We start from the raw sequence: 19589 nt of genomic DNA on the forward strand, positions 1-19589 counted from the left end.
ATGTCACATCTCCTATCGCTTCTCGAGCATCGCCGTCTAGACCAACGAATGCTGCATGCCGGGAATGGTGCAGTCCTGTTCATGCGAGTGGCGCACATAAAATTTAATGCCGCCGCAGCGGTCGCGCGGTTCTTTGCCCAAGTAACTTTCAATCATTTCCATGTCATGGGACACCATCAGGAATGTCATGTGGTGGTGACGATGCATGTGGAAAATCAGTTCAAAAAAATCGGTCTGGGTTTGCGCGTCGATCCCGACCGTAGGCTCATCCAACACGAGCAGATCGGGCTGATTGATTAGCGCCCGGGCAAGGAACACCCGCTGCTGCTGTCCGCCCGACAGCTGACCGATCCGCTTCCCGGCAATGTCCGAGATTCGCATGACCTCCAGCGCCTCGCTGCATTTTTGCAGATCCTCCTTGCCGACCCGTTTAAACAGCTTCTTGTTGCTGTAGAGGCCCGACATGACCACTTCCCGCACCGTCGCCGGAAACAGCGGATTAAAGGCGTTCTTCTGCGGCACATAGCCGATGCGGTCCCAATCCCGGAACCGCCGGATGCTCTGCCCGAACAGCCGGATCTCTCCCTGCGACGGCTTCAGCAAACCGACCATCATCCGGAGTAGCGTCGTTTTGCCGGCTCCGTTGGAACCGATCACGCCGACGAAATCGCGCTCTTTCACAACAAGACTGAGGTCGGTGATGACTTTTTGATCGCCGTAGGCGAAGGAAACATGGTCCAGCTCGATGATATTCTCATGGCAGTATGCCGCCGGAGCGGCGTTTTCCGAGTTCATTGCTCTCTTCCTTCCGGTTCGTCTGTTATGCCTCTCTTTATTGTAGAGCGAGAATCAGATTTTGCAAATTCTTTTCCATCAAGGAAAAGAAATTGTCTCCGTTCTTCTGCTGCTCTTTAGTGAGCCCCTCTACCGGGTTCAACACCAGCGTCTCGACGCCGGCTTCACTCGCCAAAGTTTTGGCCAGCTTGTCGGAAACCAACTCCTCGAAGAAAATGTAACGGATGCCTTCCTTTTTGACCATTTGGGACAGCTCCACCAAATCCTGGGCCCGCGGCTCGGCTTCCGGGGACAAGCCCATAATCGCATGCTGGGTGAGGCCGTAATCCCGGCACAAATAGCCGAATGCCTGATGAGAAACCACGATTTCTTTCTTCGAGGTTTTGGCGAGTTCCTCCGTAAATTTGCCGTCAAGGTCATCCAGCTTTTGGCGGAGCTCCGCAAACCGCGCTTCATACCCTTCCTTATGTTCGGGATCCGCCTCCACGAAGCTGTTTTTGATGTTTTCGGCCATGATTTTCGCGGATTTCGGACTGACCCAAGTGTGCGGATCGATATGATGACCCTGCTCATCCACCTGGGATTCTTCCGCATGAGCTTCATCGGCATGAGCCTCGCCGGTATGAGTTTCTTCCTCCGTCCCGGCCCCGCCTTCCTCCGCGTGTCCGTGGTTATGGCCGTCGTCTCCTTCCGCATAAATCAGCTCGATGCCCTGGCTTAGCTCCACGGGCTTCACCTTCGCGTCTTGATTCAGACCTTTGAGGAAGTTCGGCACCCACCCCTCCAGTCCCGCACCATTATAAAGGAACAAATCGGCCTTGGAGGTATTCAGCATGTCCTGGCTGCGCGGCGTCCAATCATGCGGTTCCACACCGGTCGGCAGCAGATTGATCACATTGGCGTCCTCGCCGCCGATCGCCACGGAAAACTCGTAAACCGGATAAAAACTCGTGACAACGTTCAGCTTACCCTCTACAATCTCGCCTCCGGCGTTTTTCCCGCAGCCTGCAAGCAGCAAGACTCCGGCCAGCAGGATCATCGCCGGCTTCCAGCATTTATTTATGTATAAACGCATATTTTTCTCTCCCTCTCGCTTTAATCGTAATAATTACAAAGATGATTATAGAGGTATTGTAAAACAAGTGTCAACTCCATGTTGGTTTTTGGCTTATTATTTCAGCGCATGGGACAAAAAAACCGCCAAGGGCAAAGCCCTTGACGGTAAGGTTAACAACGGACGTTTTTATTTGACTACAGCGCCGTTCGGCATCGAATCGGGCACCGTGGCCAACGTAAGCTGGTCCCCTTGCGAGGCCGCCAGAATCATCCCTTGGGACAATTCGCCGCGCAGTTTCACCGGCTTGAGATTCGTGACGCAAATGACTTTACGGCCGACCAGGTCTTCAGGCTTGTAGAATTTAGCGATACCGGAAACGACCTGCCGCTGCTCGAAGCCGAGGTCCAATTGCAGCTTGAGCAGCTTGTCGGCTTTCGGCACGGGCTCGCAAGCCAGCACCTCGGCGACGCGCAGCTCGACCTTGGCGAAATCGTCGATGCCGATTTCGTCCTTCATCTCCGGCTTCGCCGGAGCGCCCGCACCGGCCGTCTCAGCCGGGGCATCAGCCGCTGGCGCAGACCCGCCGGACATCGAGTTCGCGATGTACTCGATTTCCTGCTCGGCGTCGAGCCGCGGGAAGATCGGCTCGCCCTTGCCGACCTTCGTTCCGGCCGGTACGAGGCCGAAGGTTTTGGCACTGTCCCAGACGGTCAGTTCGCCCGGCGTCAAGCCGAGCTGGGCCCAGATTTTGGCCGGCGCCTGGGTCAGGAACGGCTGGAGCAAGATCGCCGCAATCCGCAGCGACTCGACGAGATGGACCATCACCGAAGCCAGCTCATCCTTTTTCGCCTCGTCTTTGGCGAGCACCCAAGGCTGGGTTTCATCGATATATTTGTTGGTCCGCCCGATAAACGCGCCGATGGCGGACAACGCCACGGAAAACTCCAGATTTTCCATGACCTCTTCCACCTTCTCGACCGTTTCCAGCGCAAGCTTGGAAAGATCGGCGTCATACGGCGTAACGTTCGGCCGGTAAGCCGGCACTTCACCGTCAAAATACTTGCCGACCATCGCCACCGTCCGGTTCAGCAGGTTGCCAAGATCGTTGGCCAGATCGGAGTTGACGCGCTGGACGAAGCTTTCCGGCGTAAACGAGCCATCGGCGCCAAAAGGCACCTCGCGCAGCAAATAATAGCGGGTGGCATCGAGGCCGTAACGGTCGATCAGCACCGCTGGGTCCATGACATTCCCTTTGGATTTGGACATTTTGCCGCCCTTCATCAGCAGCCAGCCGTGGCCGAACACCTTTTTCGGCAAAGGCAAATCCAGCGCCATCAACATAATCGGCCAGTAAATCGTGTGGAAGCGCACGATTTCTTTCCCGACCAAGTGCACGTCGGCCGGCCAGTAGCGGTTAAACAACTCCTCGTTGTCGGTCCCGTAGCCCAAAGCCGTAATGTAGTTGGACAGAGCGTCAATCCACACATAGACGACGTGCTTCGGATCCCCTTTGACTTTCACGCCCCAGTCAAAAGTGGTCCGCGATACCGCAAGATCCTCCAGCCCCGGCTTGATGAAGTTGTTGATCATTTCGTTTTTGCGGGATTCCGGCTGAATGAAGCCCGGATTCTCCTCGTAATACTTCAGCAGCCGGTCGACGTAGTTGCTCATCCGGAAGAAATAGCTTTCTTCCTTGACCAATTCCACCGGACGCCCGCAATCGGGACAATTGCCTTCGACGAGCTGGCGCTCCGTAAAGAAGGATTCGCACGGGGTACAGTACCAGCCCTCATATTCCCCTTTGTAAATATCGCCTTTCTCCACCAGACGGTCAAAAATTTTCTCGACAACCGCTTTATGACGCGGTTCGGTCGTACGGATGAAATCGTCGTTCGAAATGTCGAGCTTCTTCCACAGCTCTTTAATTCCGATCACGATATCGTCGACAAACTGCTGCGGGGTTTTCCCCGTCTCGCTTGCCTTGCGCTCAATCTTCTGACCGTGTTCGTCGGTTCCCGTCAAATAGCGGACATCAAAACCGCGCAGCCGCTTGTAACGGGCAATCGCGTCGCCCGCAACCGTCGTGTAAGCGTGCCCGATATGCAGCTTGTCGCTGGGATAATAGATCGGGGTTGTGATGTAAAACGTCTTTTTTTCGGACATTTTTTTCAGCTCCTTTTAGTTGTAAAAAACAAAAAAACTCCCGCCCCAACATGGGACGAGAGAAACTCACGCGCTACCACCCAATTTCCCCGCCGCTTCACAGCGTACGGACTCAGTCGGTCCTGCCGGACCCTCCATTAACGCCGGATGCCGCGCCACAACCTTATCCCGGCCATTTCGCCGGCGACTCGAATGCGGTTTCTCCCGGACCATCTTCCAAGGTTAGACCAGACCGGTTTGCAGCTCCCCCGGCTCTCTGTAGCTGGCCTAAATCCTAGTACTTATCCGTTCATCGAAAATTGGAAATTTAATTATAAAACTATCTTATGAAAAAAAACGTCCCCCTGTCAAGCCGCCCCCGCATTCTGCCGATATGAACATCTGGATAGGGGTCAAGCCCGTTTCCTCTCGGTCTCAACCGGGAGCCGAATCATCCGACATCTCCCGGCTTGCCCTTCTTTCGCGGGGGAACCGGATCGAGGCCGCCCGGATGAAAGGGGTGGCACTTGGCGATGCGCTTGGCCGCGAGCCACGAACCTTTGAGCGGCCCATGAACCTCGATCGCCTCCAAAGCATAGGCGGAGCAGGTCGGATAGAAACGGCAGGTCGGCGGCTTCAGCGGAGAAATAAATTTCCGGTAAAAAACAATCGGACCTTGAAATGCCTTTCTGGTAATCCCCATAGGAACCTTCCTCTTCCTTCTCAACCTTGCTTGGCCGGCTTACCGGCCGCCTCGCCTCCCGGCGAACCTTCCCGCTGGCAATTTTTACAGTATCCGAACACCTCGAATTTGTGCTTCACTACCTGGAAGGCTTCGGGCGCATCGGTCAGCGGCATCGGACAAAAATGGATCGGGTACGTTTTTTGGCATTGTAAGCAGATCATGTGGTGATGATGATGACCTTCGCTGCTGCAGCTCGCCCGGAATTTCAAACCGTCTTCAAACACGATCTGCTCGATCGCCCCCAGCTCCTCCATGACCCGTAAATTGCGGTACACGGTATCAAAACTAAGTCCGCTATACTTGCTGCTCATATATTCATAAACATCCTTCGGCGTTAAATAACCGTCATTTTCGGCAAACAGCTTCGCGAGACTTCTTCGCTGATCCGTTATTCTCAGTCCTTGCGCGGACATGACCGAAATAATCTCTTCCGTTGACAGCATGCGACATTCCTCCCGTCTTTCCTTCATGCGTCACTTCTATAATAATGCCGCAAATGAGGGCCCCTCGTCAATGAAACAAGGCCAATATTAAAAAGCGCGGGCCGCAGAGGGTAGAGCCCTTCTGCGCACCCGCGCCATAAGCAATTAAGGCTATTTCTTCGCCGGGAGCGGCTGGAACAGCAGGTTCACGGACAAGTTACTGCCCGGAGCGGCCGTAAACAGGAATTCCACGGTTTGCTCGGTGTCCCCCGACCGGAACACAACGCTGTTCTCGTTCGGTGCGTTAATGCCGCTTTCTTTGGCCATCGGCACGATTTCTCCGTTGACCATGATATAGCCGGTATAGAATCCGCCGCGCGGATTAAATGTAATCAGCGTGTTCGGAGCAACGCGATGAAGCTTGATCGTGTACAGTACACCGAAGTTTCCGGCGTTGAGGGTGTACTCGCCATTTCTCGGCGTATCGTAACCGACCAGGAACGGATCGCTGGAGTTGTCGCCGATCAAAAGGCGGGTCGGTTTCGTGCCGATCAATTCACCGTATTCGATATGTCGTGTCGCTTCAGGGAACGTACCGCGGTTGTGCTTATCCCGGTCCAGGAGGCTCAACCAAGGAAGCGTGGTTAACGGATCCTTGTCCGCCCCGATCATGATCACATCGTATTGCAGCGTGTTATCGCTGTACAGGTCGGCCAGTAGGGAAATAACATCGCCCTGCTTCATGGCTCCCGCGTTCAGCTCGGTCATCACCAGCTTTTTCTCCCCCGGAGCAATCCACATTTCCTTATATTTGCTGCCGTTTTGCATCGACTCGTAATACCGCTGTACCGACGCTTTACCGACGCCCACCGCGGATTGATTCGGTCCGGCAAATCCGAGATTGGTCTGAGTCAACCGCACCGCCTCGGCATTGTTGTTGGAGGCGATGATATACATCTTCACGCTCTTCCCGGTCGCGTTCACATGGTGAACCATAAACCGGGTAGCCCCCACGGTCGATTCGCGGTACAAAATCCCTTCGGAATACACCGTTTCAGGGCTGTTGCTGCGGATTAACGTCGTCGGTTCCGAAGTGAACTGATAGTTTGCTTTTTCCCAAGACGGAACATCGGTTCCGTCGAAGCCGTATTTCTCGCCGACCGGAATAAAGAGCTTGTTGAATTCGTCCCGGGTGTACAACGTCTCATTCGTAATGGTGATCGTTTTTTCAACGCTTGAAGTCAAACCGAACTCATTGGTAACCGTCAACTTGATCGTCACGGGGCCCGGCGAAAAGAAAGCGTACTCCCGATTTTCCCAGTCCTGGCTCTTGATTCCGACCTCGTCGGTACTCAAGTCCGTGTACGTAATGAACTCACCCATTTTATACGTATCTTTGTCGGTCGTAAAATTCGCCACCGGAGGCGTATGCGGCTTTCTGACTTCAATTGTCAGCGAGAACGGATCGCTCCACTGTCCGCTGGAATCCTGCACCCGGTAAGTAACGACGTACATTCCCGGCGAATTGAACACTTCCTCGCGGCCCTGCCACTCTTCATTGACGATCGGAAGTCCGATCGGCGAGGAGGATTCCGTCACGTACTGAACGAACGTTTCGCCCGCAATAACTTCTTTGTTTCCGATCGAGAAGGAAGCCTTCGGTTTCGTCTCAAGATTCAGAATGACGCGTTTTCCTTTCAGATCCACCTCGTACTTGATGTTCAAAGCCTTGGTGATCGCCGTCAATGGTACCATAAAATTATTTTTGACGGAGTAGGATTTGCCTTTCATGGCGGTCGCAACGCCGTTCACCTTATAACTGGCGCTGTTTACTTTAAAGCGGAGCTCGTCAGTGCCGCGCGTGATCACCGTTTCCTTGGTTTTGCCGTCGTAGGCGATCTTCAAGCCCGCGCGTTCCACGATCGCCCGGATCGAAACGTAGGAAACGCCAGCCTTGACCTCCATCGGATAGCCCGCAAGGTATTCCTTGCCGTTCTGGTACATCTTCTTGCTATTCATCATCAGTACCAACTGGCCGGAGCCGGTGGTATTGCTCGACGTAGAGTTAAAAACAGGCGGTTCCTCCGTAGTTCCCGGAACCTGGTTTGTCGTACCCTGGTTGGCCGGAACCTGCGTTGCGGGATCTTCACTTACCGTGCCATCCGCTCCCTCTCCGTTGCCTTCCGCACCGGTACCGGCCGGAGCGTTGTTCCCCTGTTTATCTTCCGAAGTCTGATCCCCCGTCTGCCCATTCCCTTGGGTAGCGTTCGGATCAGCCGTCTGGTTCGACGTATCCCCATTTCCACTAGTGATCTGGTTTTGACTTGTTGCGTTCGCTCCGTTCGAAGCGGGAGGTGTGGCTGCTTCTTCAGCACTGGCAGGAAGTACCATCGCAACCTGCGAAAGCGCTAAAATCGTAGTAATGACCAATCGTTTGAAATTCATGCTAGACTCCTTCTCTACTCCCATATTTGACTCTCTCAAAATCACACATACTATTAAACGCGCCTTCCCGTAAAAAGTTTCTGTAAATATTACAGCAATGTAAAAAAAGCGGCGCGATCCATTAAACGGGTTGGATCCGCCGCTTGGCTTGATTTTGATTATGGCAACCGGAACCCGGCGCGGTATCGGGAGTCCAGGCTTACCGGAAGCGAACCGCGGGGAGCGGTTGTTCCGGTGAGTACGTTGGCTAAGGCATCCAGCGCAAAGGAACGGTTTTCGTATAGGCAAAGATAAGTGCCCACCTCCGGAAAATACTGCAAGTCATAGGGATTCCGGCTGGAAACCACGACGAACCGCGAGCCATAAAGCAGGTTTAAGTCCTGAACCAGCCGCGCTTGGCCTTCCGGAATTTCTCCTTCCGCCGTATAAGTGACGACCACGATTTGCGAAAAATCCCGGCTTTGCTTGAGCACATCTTCAATCTCCCGCTCCGTCGGGTGCGTACCGATCACGGACAAGGAGACCCGCTCCCCGTGCCGCCTGAGGGCATCGGCCAGCGTATAGCGGTGAACCGCGGGTTCATCCACTTCCGTCCGGTGACGGAGCTCGGGCCACACGACAAGCATGCCCTCCGCCGGATCGAAAGGCAGGTTCCCGGTATCCTTGACCAGGGTTACGCTGCTTTCGGCGACCCTGGTCAGGAGCGCGCCGCTCTCTGCCTGCGGCGTTAAAGGCACGGGAACCGAAGTTTTCTTCTCTGGAGCCGGCGGTAACTTCCCGATCCGCTTCTCCTTTAAAGCAAGTACACGTCCCGCCGACCGGTTGATCACTTCTTCGCTGAGTCGGCCGACAGCCACTGCCTCCCGAACCGCCCGGATCGCCGCGATCTGATCTCCGAGCGTATGGCTGACGAGTACCAAATCCGCCCCGGCCTCGATGGCCCGCACCGCCCCCTCGGCGATGCCGCAGGATTTGGAGATCGCGTGCATTTCCAGGCAGTCGGTGACAATCACGCCTTCAAAACCGAGCTCTCCGCGGAGCAGATCGGTCAACACGCGCCCGGAGAGCGTGGCCGGCGTACCCTCCGGCTCAAAGGCCGGAAACGCCACATGCGCGGTCATAATCGCATCGACGCCGGCCCCGATCGCCTTCACGAACGGAACGAGCTCGATCCGGTGCAGGCGCTGCTTATCGTGGGGCACCACCGCCAGCCCGCGGTGGGAATCGACGGTCGTGTCGCCGTGGCCGGGAAAATGCTTCGCCGCCGCGATCACGCCGGTTTGCTGGTATCCGCGGATCGCCGCTGCCCCATGCTCCGCCACCTTGTCCGGGTCCTCCCCGAAGGAACGGACCCCGATGACCGGATTGGCCGGATTGTTGTTCACGTCGATGCAGGGGGCGAAGTTGAAGTTGATGCCCAGAGCGATCATTTCTTTGGCCGCCAGCTCGGCCGTGCGCTGCGTCAGACCGACATCTCCGGCCGCTCCCAGCGTCATGTTTCCGGGGATCCGGCTCATCCCTTCATGGTCCAGGCGGGATACCATGCCGCCCTCCTGGTCGATGGAAATGAACAGCGGAATGTCCGGCAGGCTGCGCGGAAGCCGCTGCAAATCGGCGGACAAGGCCGCCAGTTGGGGAACGGATTCCACATTCCGGCGGAAGTATACAGTACCTCCGACATGGTAATCCTTGACCAGCTTGCGAATTTGTTCATCGGCTTCCAGGCTGTGAAACCCGCATATGAAGAGCTGGCCGATTTTTTGGTCCAAGGTTAGTAAGGACAGATCCATACTTTTTCACCCACTTTCTTTAAGTTACGCGCGATTGCTGCATTCGAAAATCCGAGGGCGTCATGCCGGTATATTTCTGAAAGACTTTGGAAAAGTAACGGCGCTCCTGGTAACCGACGGCCAAGCAGATTTGCGCGATCGTTTTGTCGCTGCCGCTTAGCAAATCCTTAGCCATTTCCATCCGCTGCCGAGTTAAATATTCCACAAAGGTTTCGCCGAAATGGTTTTTGAAGAGCAGACAAAAATAGCTGCAGCTGATTCCGAGAAAATCGGCGATCTCCTCGATCCCGAAATCATCGGCCAAATGATCGCGGATGTAGCTCTGCGCCGAGTGCATCAGCATCTCTGCCGATTTCCTGCCGACGTGACATGTCAAGGCTCGATTCAGCAGCGATTTGGCCAACGCGAGCAGATCTTTTAAGCCGAGGGATTCCTGCAGCCGTCCCCAAACGACGGCCTCATCCTCCCCTGTCAGCACCCGCAGTTCACGCAGCTCGCGCATCAGATGGATCAGCACATAATTCAGCATTCGTTCGGCTTCGCCCGTCCGCTGTGTTCCGGCCATGCGCTCCGCATACTGGGTAAGACCGTCGGCGATTCGGTTTAATGCATCCGGGGGGCCATGACGGAGCGCGCTCCCGAGCTCTTCGATATAGACCCAACGGCCGGCTTCCTCTTCTTCCGCGGGAAGCCCGGCCTCCTGTGAAGGCAGGTCATCCGCCCGCAAAAACCATTCCTCCGCCGGCCCCGAGAGCAACAATCGCTGTAGGCGCTGATAGGCGGAGTGCAGGTCCGACCTTGCCAGGCAACCCGCTTCGAGACACATGCGGATCGCCATTCCTCCCTTCTCCCCCCTTACCCACGCTTGCAACCGCTCATAAAAAGGCCGAAATCGTTCCTTTGATAAATCCTCTTCCGTACCCACGGGATAGAGGAGACACCATTCTCCTTCCCTCAACTGGGTAATGATATACTCCCTCAATAAAGGCTGGAACAAATCCTTTAACTGCTGTTTGATTTGTAAATTCCAACTTTTTCGTTCGGTGAAAGACCAGGATAAGGACCTTCCGGCATACCCTTCCGCCTCCAGCAGCAGCAGGCTGTAATGATTGGGCTTCGGAGTTAGGATGGCTTCCCCGTTCCGGCCGGCGCTCCCCTCAGTTCGTTCGGTCTCCCGTTCCTCCTCCTCGTCCCACCACCCCCGGTCTTCCTCCGTTACCTGTCCCAGCAGCGAATAAAGGAGGTATTTTTCGCTCAACCAGTGGGCCATCCGGTTTAAATGCCGCTGCCGGAATTGCCTGTTTCTTTTGTCCGCAATCTGACCCGCCAGCCGCCGCACCGTTTCCTCAAGGGCGTAATAATCGATCGGCTTGCAAATATAATCGCGGACTCCGTACTTAATGCCGGTCCGGGCATACTCAAACTCCTGGTACCCGGTCAGCAGCAAAATTTCGCTATCCAAACCATGTTCCCGGACTTTCCGGATTAAGGTCAGCCCATCCATCACCGGCATCCGGATATCGCTCAAAATCAAATCGGGCCCGTGCAAGAGGGCTGCTTCCAAAGCCTGGTTCCCTTCCCTGGCCAAACCGATCACTTCGAAATGCAAAGCTTCCCAGGGAATCACTTTCGCTAAGTTATTCAGAATCGGCGGCTCATCATCCACCAGCAAAACCTTCAGCTTCATCTCGACTCCCCCCATTCGGATTTCGGGATAACACATTGGATGATCGTACCGCTACCGGGATGCGAACAAATAAACAGGCCGTATCTGCTTCCGTATTGAAACCGCAAACGGTCATAAACGCTGCGCAACCCAAGCCCTCTTCGCTCTTGATCTGTTCCGCTCTTGGCCTCCGGCTGATTACCGGTATCCGCATAGTGGATGAGCGACAACTGCTCCCGGCTTATTCCGATGCCGTTATCCTCAATCCGCAGGATAAGACGCTCCCCTTCGGAGTGCCCGGACACCCGCAGGACCCCTTTGTACGAAATCCCTTCAAAACCGTGTTGAATACTATTTTCCACCAGCGGCTGAAGCGTCAGCTTTAGCACCATACAGTCCATAAGCTCAGGGGGGATGTCGATCCGATATTCGAACAGGTCCTCAAATCTGAACTTCTGAATCTCGAGATAGCTCCGCATATGTTCGATTTCCTCGCGAAGCGGAATCTCTTCTTTGTCCTGAATGCTGATCCGTAAAATCCGGGCAAGACGCAGCACCATCTCGCTTACTTTGCGGCCCTCGTTTTGAACCGCGAGCACATTGATGGATTCCAGCGTATTAAACAGAAAATGCGGCTTAATTTGCGCCTGCAGCACCCGAAGCTCGGCATTCGCTTTTTGATGCTGCTCCTTTTTGACCTGTTCGAACAATGCGTTGATTTTGTCCATTTGGCTGTTAAAGCCTTGCTGCAGCAGCAACAGCTCATCATCCCCCTTTTCGTCCACCCTGGCGTTCAGGTCCCCGTCCTCGACTTTTCTCATAAAGCGCACGATCACGCCGATCGTTCCCGTAATCCGGTTCACAAACAGCACATTGAACAGCATTGCCGTCAGGACGCAAACGAGAATAATCGCCACAAACCATTTGGCAAAAGTCATCACTTCCTGGGACAAATAACGCCAGGAGGTCACGGATACCACCTTCCACGGATAATCCTTTAATCGATGTATGGAGATAACGCTCTCTTCTCCGTTGAATTTGCCGCGGTAACTGAAGGCGTCCCGAGCGCCGACAAGCCTTTCCCGGAGATCCTTATCCAGCACCTGCCCCGTCAGCTCGGAGGGATAATCGTACAGCACCTGCCCTTTATCGTTGACCAGATAAAAGCGCGTATCCCGCAGCTTGCTGCCGAGGGTCATGCTTTGAAATATTTTTTCAAACTCCCAGCTTTTGATCTGGACGAACAATACCCCTACCCGCTTAAAGCTCTCCAGGTCTTTAATCAGCCGGATCTGCGTAAACACGCTGTCCGTTCCGGTAAGTTCGGGGTACTCCAGCGGCGCGATCCATCGCGGCACCCCGTTCAAGTCCACGACCTCCCGGTAAAGGGTATGCTCTTTGAATTCCTCATAGGGCAGAGTCTCGAAATTTTCCTTATTAAAAATCGTAATGACCTGCGATTCCCGGTCGCTTTGGACTTTGTACAAAAATGCATAGTCAATGGCCGGATGATTGTACAGCAGCGAACGGAAATTACGCTGGTTGGCGTTCAGCTCCAGTTGGTCGGCTGCCGTCAAATCCTGGGCGTCCGGGTCCCGCGAGTTCAACGCTTCCTGAAAAACTCCCTTGGCGATCCCGTTATCCGTCACATTATCCATCTCATGAAACACATTCGTAATGCTGTAACCGATCGCCTTCAGCGAGTATTCGGCCTGCTGACTGTATTTCGTCTCGATCGACCGGAACGTCACAATAAAGGTGATGATACCGAGGATAAACAAAGGTATAATAACCAGACCGAGAAACGCCGTAAACAGTTTGATGCGCAGATTCATTGGCGCTCCGCTCCCGATAATGAAGTGCGCAATTCATGAGTTCTTCCCGTCTCTAAAAAGCGCTCTATTAACCTTTGACACTCCCGGCCGTAACTCCTTCTATGATTTTCTCCTGGAGAATGGCATAGATGATCATGACCGGCAGCACGCTGAACACGATGCCGGCGGACATCTGGGCATAGTTCGTATTGTAGGCGTCCCGGAAACCCACCATTCCGACAGGCAGCGTCCGGAGCTCGTCGCTCGACAAGAAATAGTTGGCGAGCAAAAACTCGTTCCAGTTCCCGAGGAAATTGATGATAAAAACCGTGACGATCGCGGGTACGGTGAGCGGGATAACAACCTTGGCGAAGAGTCCGGCCGAGCCCAGCCCGTCGATCACGGCCGCCTCCTCGATCTCTCCGGGCAGCGAGCGCATGAATGCCGCCAGAATAATGACCGAGAACGGAATGGCATTGGCGATATACGGCAGGATCAAAGCCATATGCGTATCAAGGATGTTCAAGTTTCGCATGACGCCGTAGATCGGCAGCAGGAGCGAATTGTTCGGGATGAGCATCCCGAGCAAAATCAGTTGAAACAAGGCGGCGCTGACCCGGTTGTAGCGCATCCGGGTTACGGCAAAAGCCAACATGGCCGCGAACAGGATAGATAAACAGGCGGAAACAACACCGATATATAAACTGTTGAAAAAGTAAGTGTTGATCTTGGCGTTAACCCAAGCATTAACATAGTTATCAAAAGTCACCGAACCCGGCAAACCGAACGGATTCGTCGCGATATCCTGGTTGTTCGTTTTTACGGAAGAAAACAGGACGAACAGGAACGGATACAGGATGATAAGCAAATAACCCATCAGAAAAATATGCGGAACGATTTTTTTAAATGCTCTCATCAGTATTCAATCCTTTCTGTCCGTCTTGCCACCACCAGTTGATAAAGCGCGGTTAGGACGATCGTGAAAATAAAGATCAGCACGGCGATCGAATTACCGTAACCATGCCTGAAGCTCGTAATGGCATAGCGAATCATGTAAGTGGCCATGACATCCGTCGAACCGGCGGGCCCCCCCTTGGTCATGACCAGCACGATATCGGCCGCCTTCATGGCCCCGGCCATGGACAGCATGATGACGACGGAAATGATCGGCATCACGAGCGGAATCGTAATCCGGGTGGCCCGCTGAAACCCTGTGGCCCCATCGATCGCCGCCGCTTCTTCCAGCTCCTTGGGAATGGAAATGATGGCGGCCAAAACCATCACAATATAAAACCCGGTCCATTGCCAAGCATTCGTAATCAAAATGGACAGCATCGCCCAATTCTTATCCGACAGCCAGTAAACCTGCGGGATGCCGAACGCGCTTAAAACTTCATTAGCCAGCCCGAAATCGGGATTGTAAATGAAGCCCCACAATATGCCGATAACGGCCGTGGACATGATGGACGGCATGAACACCGCCGTTTTGTACAAGCCTTTTAGGCGTTTCACATTGGCAATCAGCAGGGAGAAGAGAATAATCAATGGAACTTGGATCAAACAGGAGAACAATATGAAATAAACATTATTTCGTACCGATTTCCAAAAGGCCACATCTTGAAAGGCGGTATAATAGTTCTCAAAGCCGATGTAAGTGACATTCTTGGAAATCCCGTTCCAGCTCGTGAAGCTGTTGTTGATCGCACCCAAAATCGGATAGATAAAGAAGGCGAGAAACAGCACGAATGCCGGAAGCACAAACAATACATAGATCAGCGGATTTCTTAGCGCTTTATTCATAGTAACCTCCGTGGCGGATGCCTAAAATTTTATGAAAAAAGAGCGCCCCCTAATCGAGGCGGGAGGCGCCCTTCATCTACGTCAGTCGCTTTTGGCGGGCCTTATTACTGCTCGGCCGCGTTTGCCGCATCCTGGGCCGCCTGGATATTTTCCAGCATTTTAGCCGGTTCGATTTCACCGCCGATGATTTGCTGGATTCCCAAGCTGAGCGCCGTATTGACCTCCGCTTGCACAAGCGCGTCAAAAGCCGGGAACGAGGTTCCGATCTCACTCACCGCCTTGAAAATATCCTGCATAAGCGGATCGTCCGAAGTGGTCTTCATTTGTTCCAGATCCATTTTCATGGCCGGCAGCACGCCGTCTTCCTTCAGCCCGCGAAGTTGCATTTCCTCCGTCCACATGTTTTTGATAAACTCTTTGACGGCCTGCAGCTTCCGCGGATCTTCCGCAACCTTGCTGGAGAAGCCGTAACCGTTGTTCGCGTCCTGCATCACCACGACCGGGTCTCCTGCTTTCATTGGCGGCATGTTGAAGAATCCGATTTTGCCGACCATATCGCCCGCCTGCGCGGGATCCCGGAACACCGAATTGGCCCAGGAGCCATCCATCATCATGATCGCTTCGCCCGTAATGATCTGATTCCGCATATCCGCATATTCAAAACCGAGCTCGCCTTTCTTGTAAAAACCTTTCTGCACCCACTCCTGGTGTTTGGCTACGGCCTTGACCATATTTTCATCCGTCCATTTCGTTTCGCCCGTTTTGAAGCCGTAAGTAATTTCCGGCCCTCCATAGTAAGACCACAAGTTGTTGGTCGTCATTAGCGGAATCCAAGCATCCTTGGAGGATTGAGCAAATGGAATTTTGCCGTCCGCCTTGATCGTCTCCGCCAGCTTTTCCAGTTCATCCAGCGTGGTTGGTACTTTCAGTCCTTTTTGCTCAAAATACGCTTTGTTATAGAAAAATCCTTCAATCGATCCACCGATCGGCAGCCCATAAATTTTTCCGTCATGCGTGAACGGGGCCAAGGTTGTGAATTTATCTTTGAGGCCGAGTTCCTCCAGAATTGGCGTCAGATCCAGCATCAAGCCTTCTTTAGCGTAAAGGGCGGCATCCGGACTGCCGAAGACGTCGAAGATTTCCGGCGGTTTTCCTGCGGCCATTTCGCCTCTCAACTTCTCCTTCCGATTCACCTCGGAATCTACGGCATCCAGCTTAATCGTGAGTCCCGGAACCGCTTCTTGCGTCTTTTTGACCACATCCTCCAGCAAAGCCAGCCGGAATTTTTTGGATTCTCCCACCTGGGTATGACGGATCGTAATCTCAAACGGTTCCGAGCTGGCTTGCGGTTCCGCCCCTTTGTTATTGGCCGCAGGCTGCTCCCCGTTCGTTCCTGAAGCTCCCTCATTTGCGGCTTTTCCGCAACCGGCCAGCAGCATCGAGGTCAAAAGAAATAAACTTAACAGCATAACGAAGCTCTTTTTCATCTTTCTGTGACCCTCCTCATGATCTGGTTTTGCTACACCTTTATTATAGAAAGCGCATTCTTTGTTGGTAAGGAGGACATTTTTCTACTCAGGGGATAAAATCATCTAACGAAAAAAGAAAACGGCTGAACCTAAGTTCAACCGTTTCATCGTTAATAACCATATTCAATTATTCTGTTCGTTGCGCTGCGAATTCACGATTTCGCAGCGGCTACTTGCTTCCGACCCTCTTCAATCAGCCGATCTGCCCGCTCGATCTCCTCCGATGTCGGCGAAGGAACTCCATCCAGCGGATAATCCCAGCCAAGCTCCTGCCATTTGTAGATCCCCATCTGGTGATACGGGAGTATTTCAAACTTCTCAACTCCCTGCAATCCACCGATAAAGCGGCCGAGGTTCAGCAAATCCTGCTCATCATCATGGATGCCTGGAACGAAGACATGGCGGATCCACATTTTGCGGTTATGCTCCGACAACCACTCTGCCATTCTCAGCATCCGATCGTTTGGCTTGCCGGTAAGCTTGATATGCTTCTCGTTGTCAATATGCTTCAAATCCAGGAGGACAAGATCCGTAACATCCAGAAGGTCGCGAATCTTATCGCCTTCGTTGTAACCGTTGGTATCCAGCGTCGTATGGAGATTCCAACGCTTCTTACATTCACGGAATAGCTCGGTTACGAAGGCGGCTTGCAGAGTAGCCTCTCCGCCGGATACCGTCAACCCGCCGCCTGATGAACGGTAGTAAGGCAGGTAAGGCTCGATTTCGGCCAAAACCTCTTCTACGCTCATCTCCTTCCCGTCCGTCAGGCTCCAGGTATCCGGGTTATGACAATACTGACATTTCAGCAGGCAGCCCTGCATGAAGAGGACGAAACGAATACCCGGGCCATCCACCGTTCCGAAAGTTTCCAATGAATGTATACGACCTTTAAGCATATTTCGTCACTCCTTCTAGGTTTAAGCTGCCGTTTGTCCAAGCTGCTATCTCTACTATATTCCTCTGCTTACATGGAACCGTGGAACGTCCGGTTGATAACATCGAGTTGTTGCTCACGGGTCAACTTAATGAAGTTTACAGCATAACCCGAAACGCGGATCGTCAATTGCGGATAGTTCTCAGGATGCTCCATAGCGTCCATGAGCTGTTCACGGTCAAACACGTTTACGTTCAAGTGGTGAGCCTTGCTGCCGAAATAACCGTCCATCATCGATACCAGATTGGACTTGCGGCCATCCGACTCCTTACCCAGCGCCTTAGGCACGATCGAGAAGGTGTTGGAAATCCCATCCAAGCTGTGTTCGTACGGAAGTTTGGCTACGGAGCTGAGCGAGGCAAGCGCGCCCTTCTTATCCCGGCCGTGCATCGGGTTGGCCCCCGGTGCAAAAGGTTCTCCCGCTTTGCGTCCGTCCGGCGTGGAGCCTGTTTTCTTACCGTAAACTACGTTCGAGGTAATCGTCAAGACCGATTGTGTCGGCATCGCATTACGGTAAGTTTTATGTTTGCGAATCATACCCATAAACGATTCTACAAGGCCGACGGCGATTTGGTCCACGCGGTCGTCGTTGTTGCCGTAGCAAGGGAAGTCGCCTTCGATTGCAAAGTCAACGGCAACGCCTTGTTCGTTGCGGATCGGTTTTACTTTGGCGTATTTAATTGCGCTAAGCGAGTCGGCCGCTACCGACAGCCCGGCGATACCGCAAGCCATCGTACGAAGAATATCGCGGTCATGCAGTGCCATTTCAATGCGTTCATAGCAGTATTTGTCATGCATGTAGTGAATGACGTTAAGCGTATTTACATAGAGCTTCGCAAGCCATTCCATCATCGGTTTGAAGCGTTTCATGACTTCATCGTATTCCAGATATTCGGAAGTGATGGCCGGGAATTCAGGGGCAACTTGTGCTCCGGATTTCTCGTCTTTACCGCCATTGATGGCGTACAGCAACGCTTTTGCCAAGTTGGCGCGGGCACCGAAGAACTGCATTTGTTTCCCGATTTCCATTGCGGATACGCAGCAGGCGATGCCATAATCGTCACCGTAGATCGGGCGCATCAAATCATCGTTTTCATACTGGATCGAGCTGGTTTCGATAGAAACCTTGGCGCAATATTTCTTAAAGCCTTCAGGCAGCTTCTCGGACCAAAGAACCGTCAAGTTTGGTTCTGGCGCAGGTCCCAGATTGTACAATGTATGCAGGAAACGGAAGCTGTTCTTGGTTACTCTTGTCGTACCGTTTACTGCTGTCCCGCCGATCGATTCGGTTACCCAGGTTGGGTCACCACTGAACAGCTCATTGTATTCCGGAGTACGGAGGAATTTAACGATCCGAAGCTTCATTACGAAATGGTCGACTAGCTCTTGTGCAGTTTCCTCGGTAAGTGTGCCTTCGGCCAGGTCGCGTTCAATATAAGCATCAAGGAAAGAAGATACACGGCCCAGGGACATCGCGGCGCCGTCTTGTTCTTTGACAGCTGCCAAGTATCCGAAGTACAACCATTGGAAGGCTTCCTTCGCATTTTCCGCCGGTCTGGAAATATCGAAGCCGTACATTTCGCCAAGTTGTTTCAATTCACCCAAAGCGCGGATTTGCTCGGACAGTTCCTCGCGAAGACGAATTACGTCTTCATCAATCACGTCGACCTCGAGATCCTTCAGTTCTTTTTGTTTTTGTTTAATCAAGAAGTTAATCCCGTAAAGGGCAACACGGCGGTAGTCCCCAATGATCCGGCCGCGGCCGTAAGCATCCGGAAGCCCGGTAATAATCCCCGCTTTACGGGCAGCTCTCATATCGGATGTATAAGCATCAAATACACCTTGGTTATGTGTTTTGCGAATTGAGGTGAACATATCTACAATCTCGCCAGGCAGGTCGAAACCATATGCCTTGCAAGAATTGATTACCATGTTAATACCGCCAAAAGGATGAATCGTGCGTTGGAAAGGAGCATCCCCCTGTACGCCTACGATTTGTTCCTTCTCTTTGTCCAGATAGCCGGGTGCGTGGGAGATGATCGTCGATGGTTTATGAACATCAACATCAAGAACGCCGCCCGCTTCTCTTTCTTTCTTGGACAAATCGGAAATAATATCCCACAGCGCCTTTGTATTGGCTGTGGCGCCTTTCAGGAAGGACTCATCTCCTTCATAAGGTTTAATATTCGTGTCGATGAAGTCGCGTGTATTCACTTCCTTCATCCATTTGCCTTTCTTAAAGCCTCTCCAAGCCGTTTGAACTTCTTGCGTGTTTTGTACTTCTCTCTCAATCACCGACATCTGTAATCCCTCCATATATATTTGAAGTACGCGGCGTTGAAGGATAATGCCGCGCCTCATGATCCCTAAAATTTGTGATAATTTTCACATTTTAGACACCGATAAGTCCTTGATCCGTTGTTGATGATCTCCTCTGAACTTACCAACGT

14 protein-coding genes are annotated in these 19589 nt (G+C 53.0%); all 14 read right to left on the reverse strand.

The window, feature by feature from the left end; translation table 11 throughout:
• Positions 1–36: 36 nt before the first annotated feature.
• Positions 37–795, reverse strand: coding sequence for a metal ABC transporter ATP-binding protein (locus tag V4U88_RS02820; protein WP_334071703.1), 759 nt, complete (start codon positions 793–795; stop codon positions 37–39).
• A gap of 37 nt (positions 796–832) precedes the next feature.
• Positions 833–1870, reverse strand: coding sequence for a metal ABC transporter substrate-binding protein (locus V4U88_RS02825; protein ID WP_334071704.1), 1038 nt, complete (start codon positions 1868–1870; stop codon positions 833–835).
• Positions 1871–2038: 168 nt separating this feature from the next.
• Positions 2039–4015: a methionine--tRNA ligase gene (gene metG, locus V4U88_RS02830; protein ID WP_334071705.1), complete on the reverse strand. Its 1977-nt coding sequence runs from the start codon at positions 4013–4015 to the stop codon at positions 2039–2041.
• Positions 4016–4445: 430 nt separating this feature from the next.
• The gene (gene yidD / locus V4U88_RS02835) at positions 4446–4697 is read right to left on the reverse strand and encodes a membrane protein insertion efficiency factor YidD (RefSeq protein ID WP_334071706.1); all 252 of its coding nucleotides are present in this window, start codon (positions 4695–4697) and stop codon (positions 4446–4448) included.
• A gap of 20 nt (positions 4698–4717) precedes the next feature.
• A complete protein-coding gene (locus V4U88_RS02840) occupies positions 4718–5182 on the reverse strand; it encodes a Fur family transcriptional regulator (RefSeq protein ID WP_334071707.1) in 465 nt (154 codons plus the stop codon).
• Positions 5183–5332: 150 nt separating this feature from the next.
• Positions 5333–7606: a stalk domain-containing protein gene (locus V4U88_RS02845; protein WP_334071708.1), complete on the reverse strand. Its 2274-nt coding sequence runs from the start codon at positions 7604–7606 to the stop codon at positions 5333–5335.
• A 158-nt stretch (positions 7607–7764) separates the two neighbouring features.
• Positions 7765–9396, reverse strand: a complete 1632-nt coding sequence (gene nagZ / locus V4U88_RS02850; RefSeq protein ID WP_334071709.1) for a beta-N-acetylhexosaminidase — start codon at positions 9394–9396, stop codon at positions 7765–7767.
• Between the two features lie 19 nt (positions 9397–9415).
• Positions 9416–11083 carry a response regulator gene (locus V4U88_RS02855; RefSeq protein ID WP_334071710.1) on the reverse strand — a complete coding sequence of 556 codons (1668 nt, stop codon included), beginning with the start codon at positions 11081–11083 and terminating at the stop codon, positions 9416–9418.
• Positions 11080–12897 carry a cache domain-containing sensor histidine kinase gene (locus tag V4U88_RS02860; RefSeq protein WP_334071711.1) on the reverse strand — a complete coding sequence of 606 codons (1818 nt, stop codon included), beginning with the start codon at positions 12895–12897 and terminating at the stop codon, positions 11080–11082. The genes V4U88_RS02855 and V4U88_RS02860 overlap by 4 nt, the downstream gene beginning before the upstream one ends.
• Before the next feature lie 67 nt (positions 12898–12964).
• Complete coding sequence (locus tag V4U88_RS02865; protein ID WP_334071712.1) at positions 12965–13792, reverse strand: carbohydrate ABC transporter permease; 828 nt, start codon at positions 13790–13792, stop codon at positions 12965–12967.
• The gene (locus V4U88_RS02870; RefSeq protein ID WP_334071713.1) at positions 13792–14676 is read right to left on the reverse strand and encodes a carbohydrate ABC transporter permease; all 885 of its coding nucleotides are present in this window, start codon (positions 14674–14676) and stop codon (positions 13792–13794) included. The genes V4U88_RS02865 and V4U88_RS02870 overlap by 1 nt, the downstream gene beginning before the upstream one ends.
• A 104-nt stretch (positions 14677–14780) precedes the next feature.
• Complete coding sequence (locus V4U88_RS02875) at positions 14781–16163, reverse strand: ABC transporter substrate-binding protein (protein WP_334071714.1); 1383 nt, start codon at positions 16161–16163, stop codon at positions 14781–14783.
• A gap of 194 nt (positions 16164–16357) precedes the next feature.
• The gene (gene pflA, locus V4U88_RS02880; RefSeq protein ID WP_334071715.1) at positions 16358–17101 is read right to left on the reverse strand and encodes a pyruvate formate-lyase-activating protein; all 744 of its coding nucleotides are present in this window, start codon (positions 17099–17101) and stop codon (positions 16358–16360) included.
• A 68-nt stretch (positions 17102–17169) separates the two neighbouring features.
• Positions 17170–19440 carry a formate C-acetyltransferase gene (gene pflB, locus V4U88_RS02885; RefSeq protein WP_334071717.1) on the reverse strand — a complete coding sequence of 757 codons (2271 nt, stop codon included), beginning with the start codon at positions 19438–19440 and terminating at the stop codon, positions 17170–17172.
• Positions 19441–19589: the final 149 nt, after the last annotated feature.

Source organism: Paenibacillus sp. A14 (assembly GCF_036864815.1).
In the GTDB taxonomy this organism is placed as follows: domain Bacteria; phylum Bacillota; class Bacilli; order Paenibacillales; family Paenibacillaceae; genus Fontibacillus; species Fontibacillus sanfengchensis.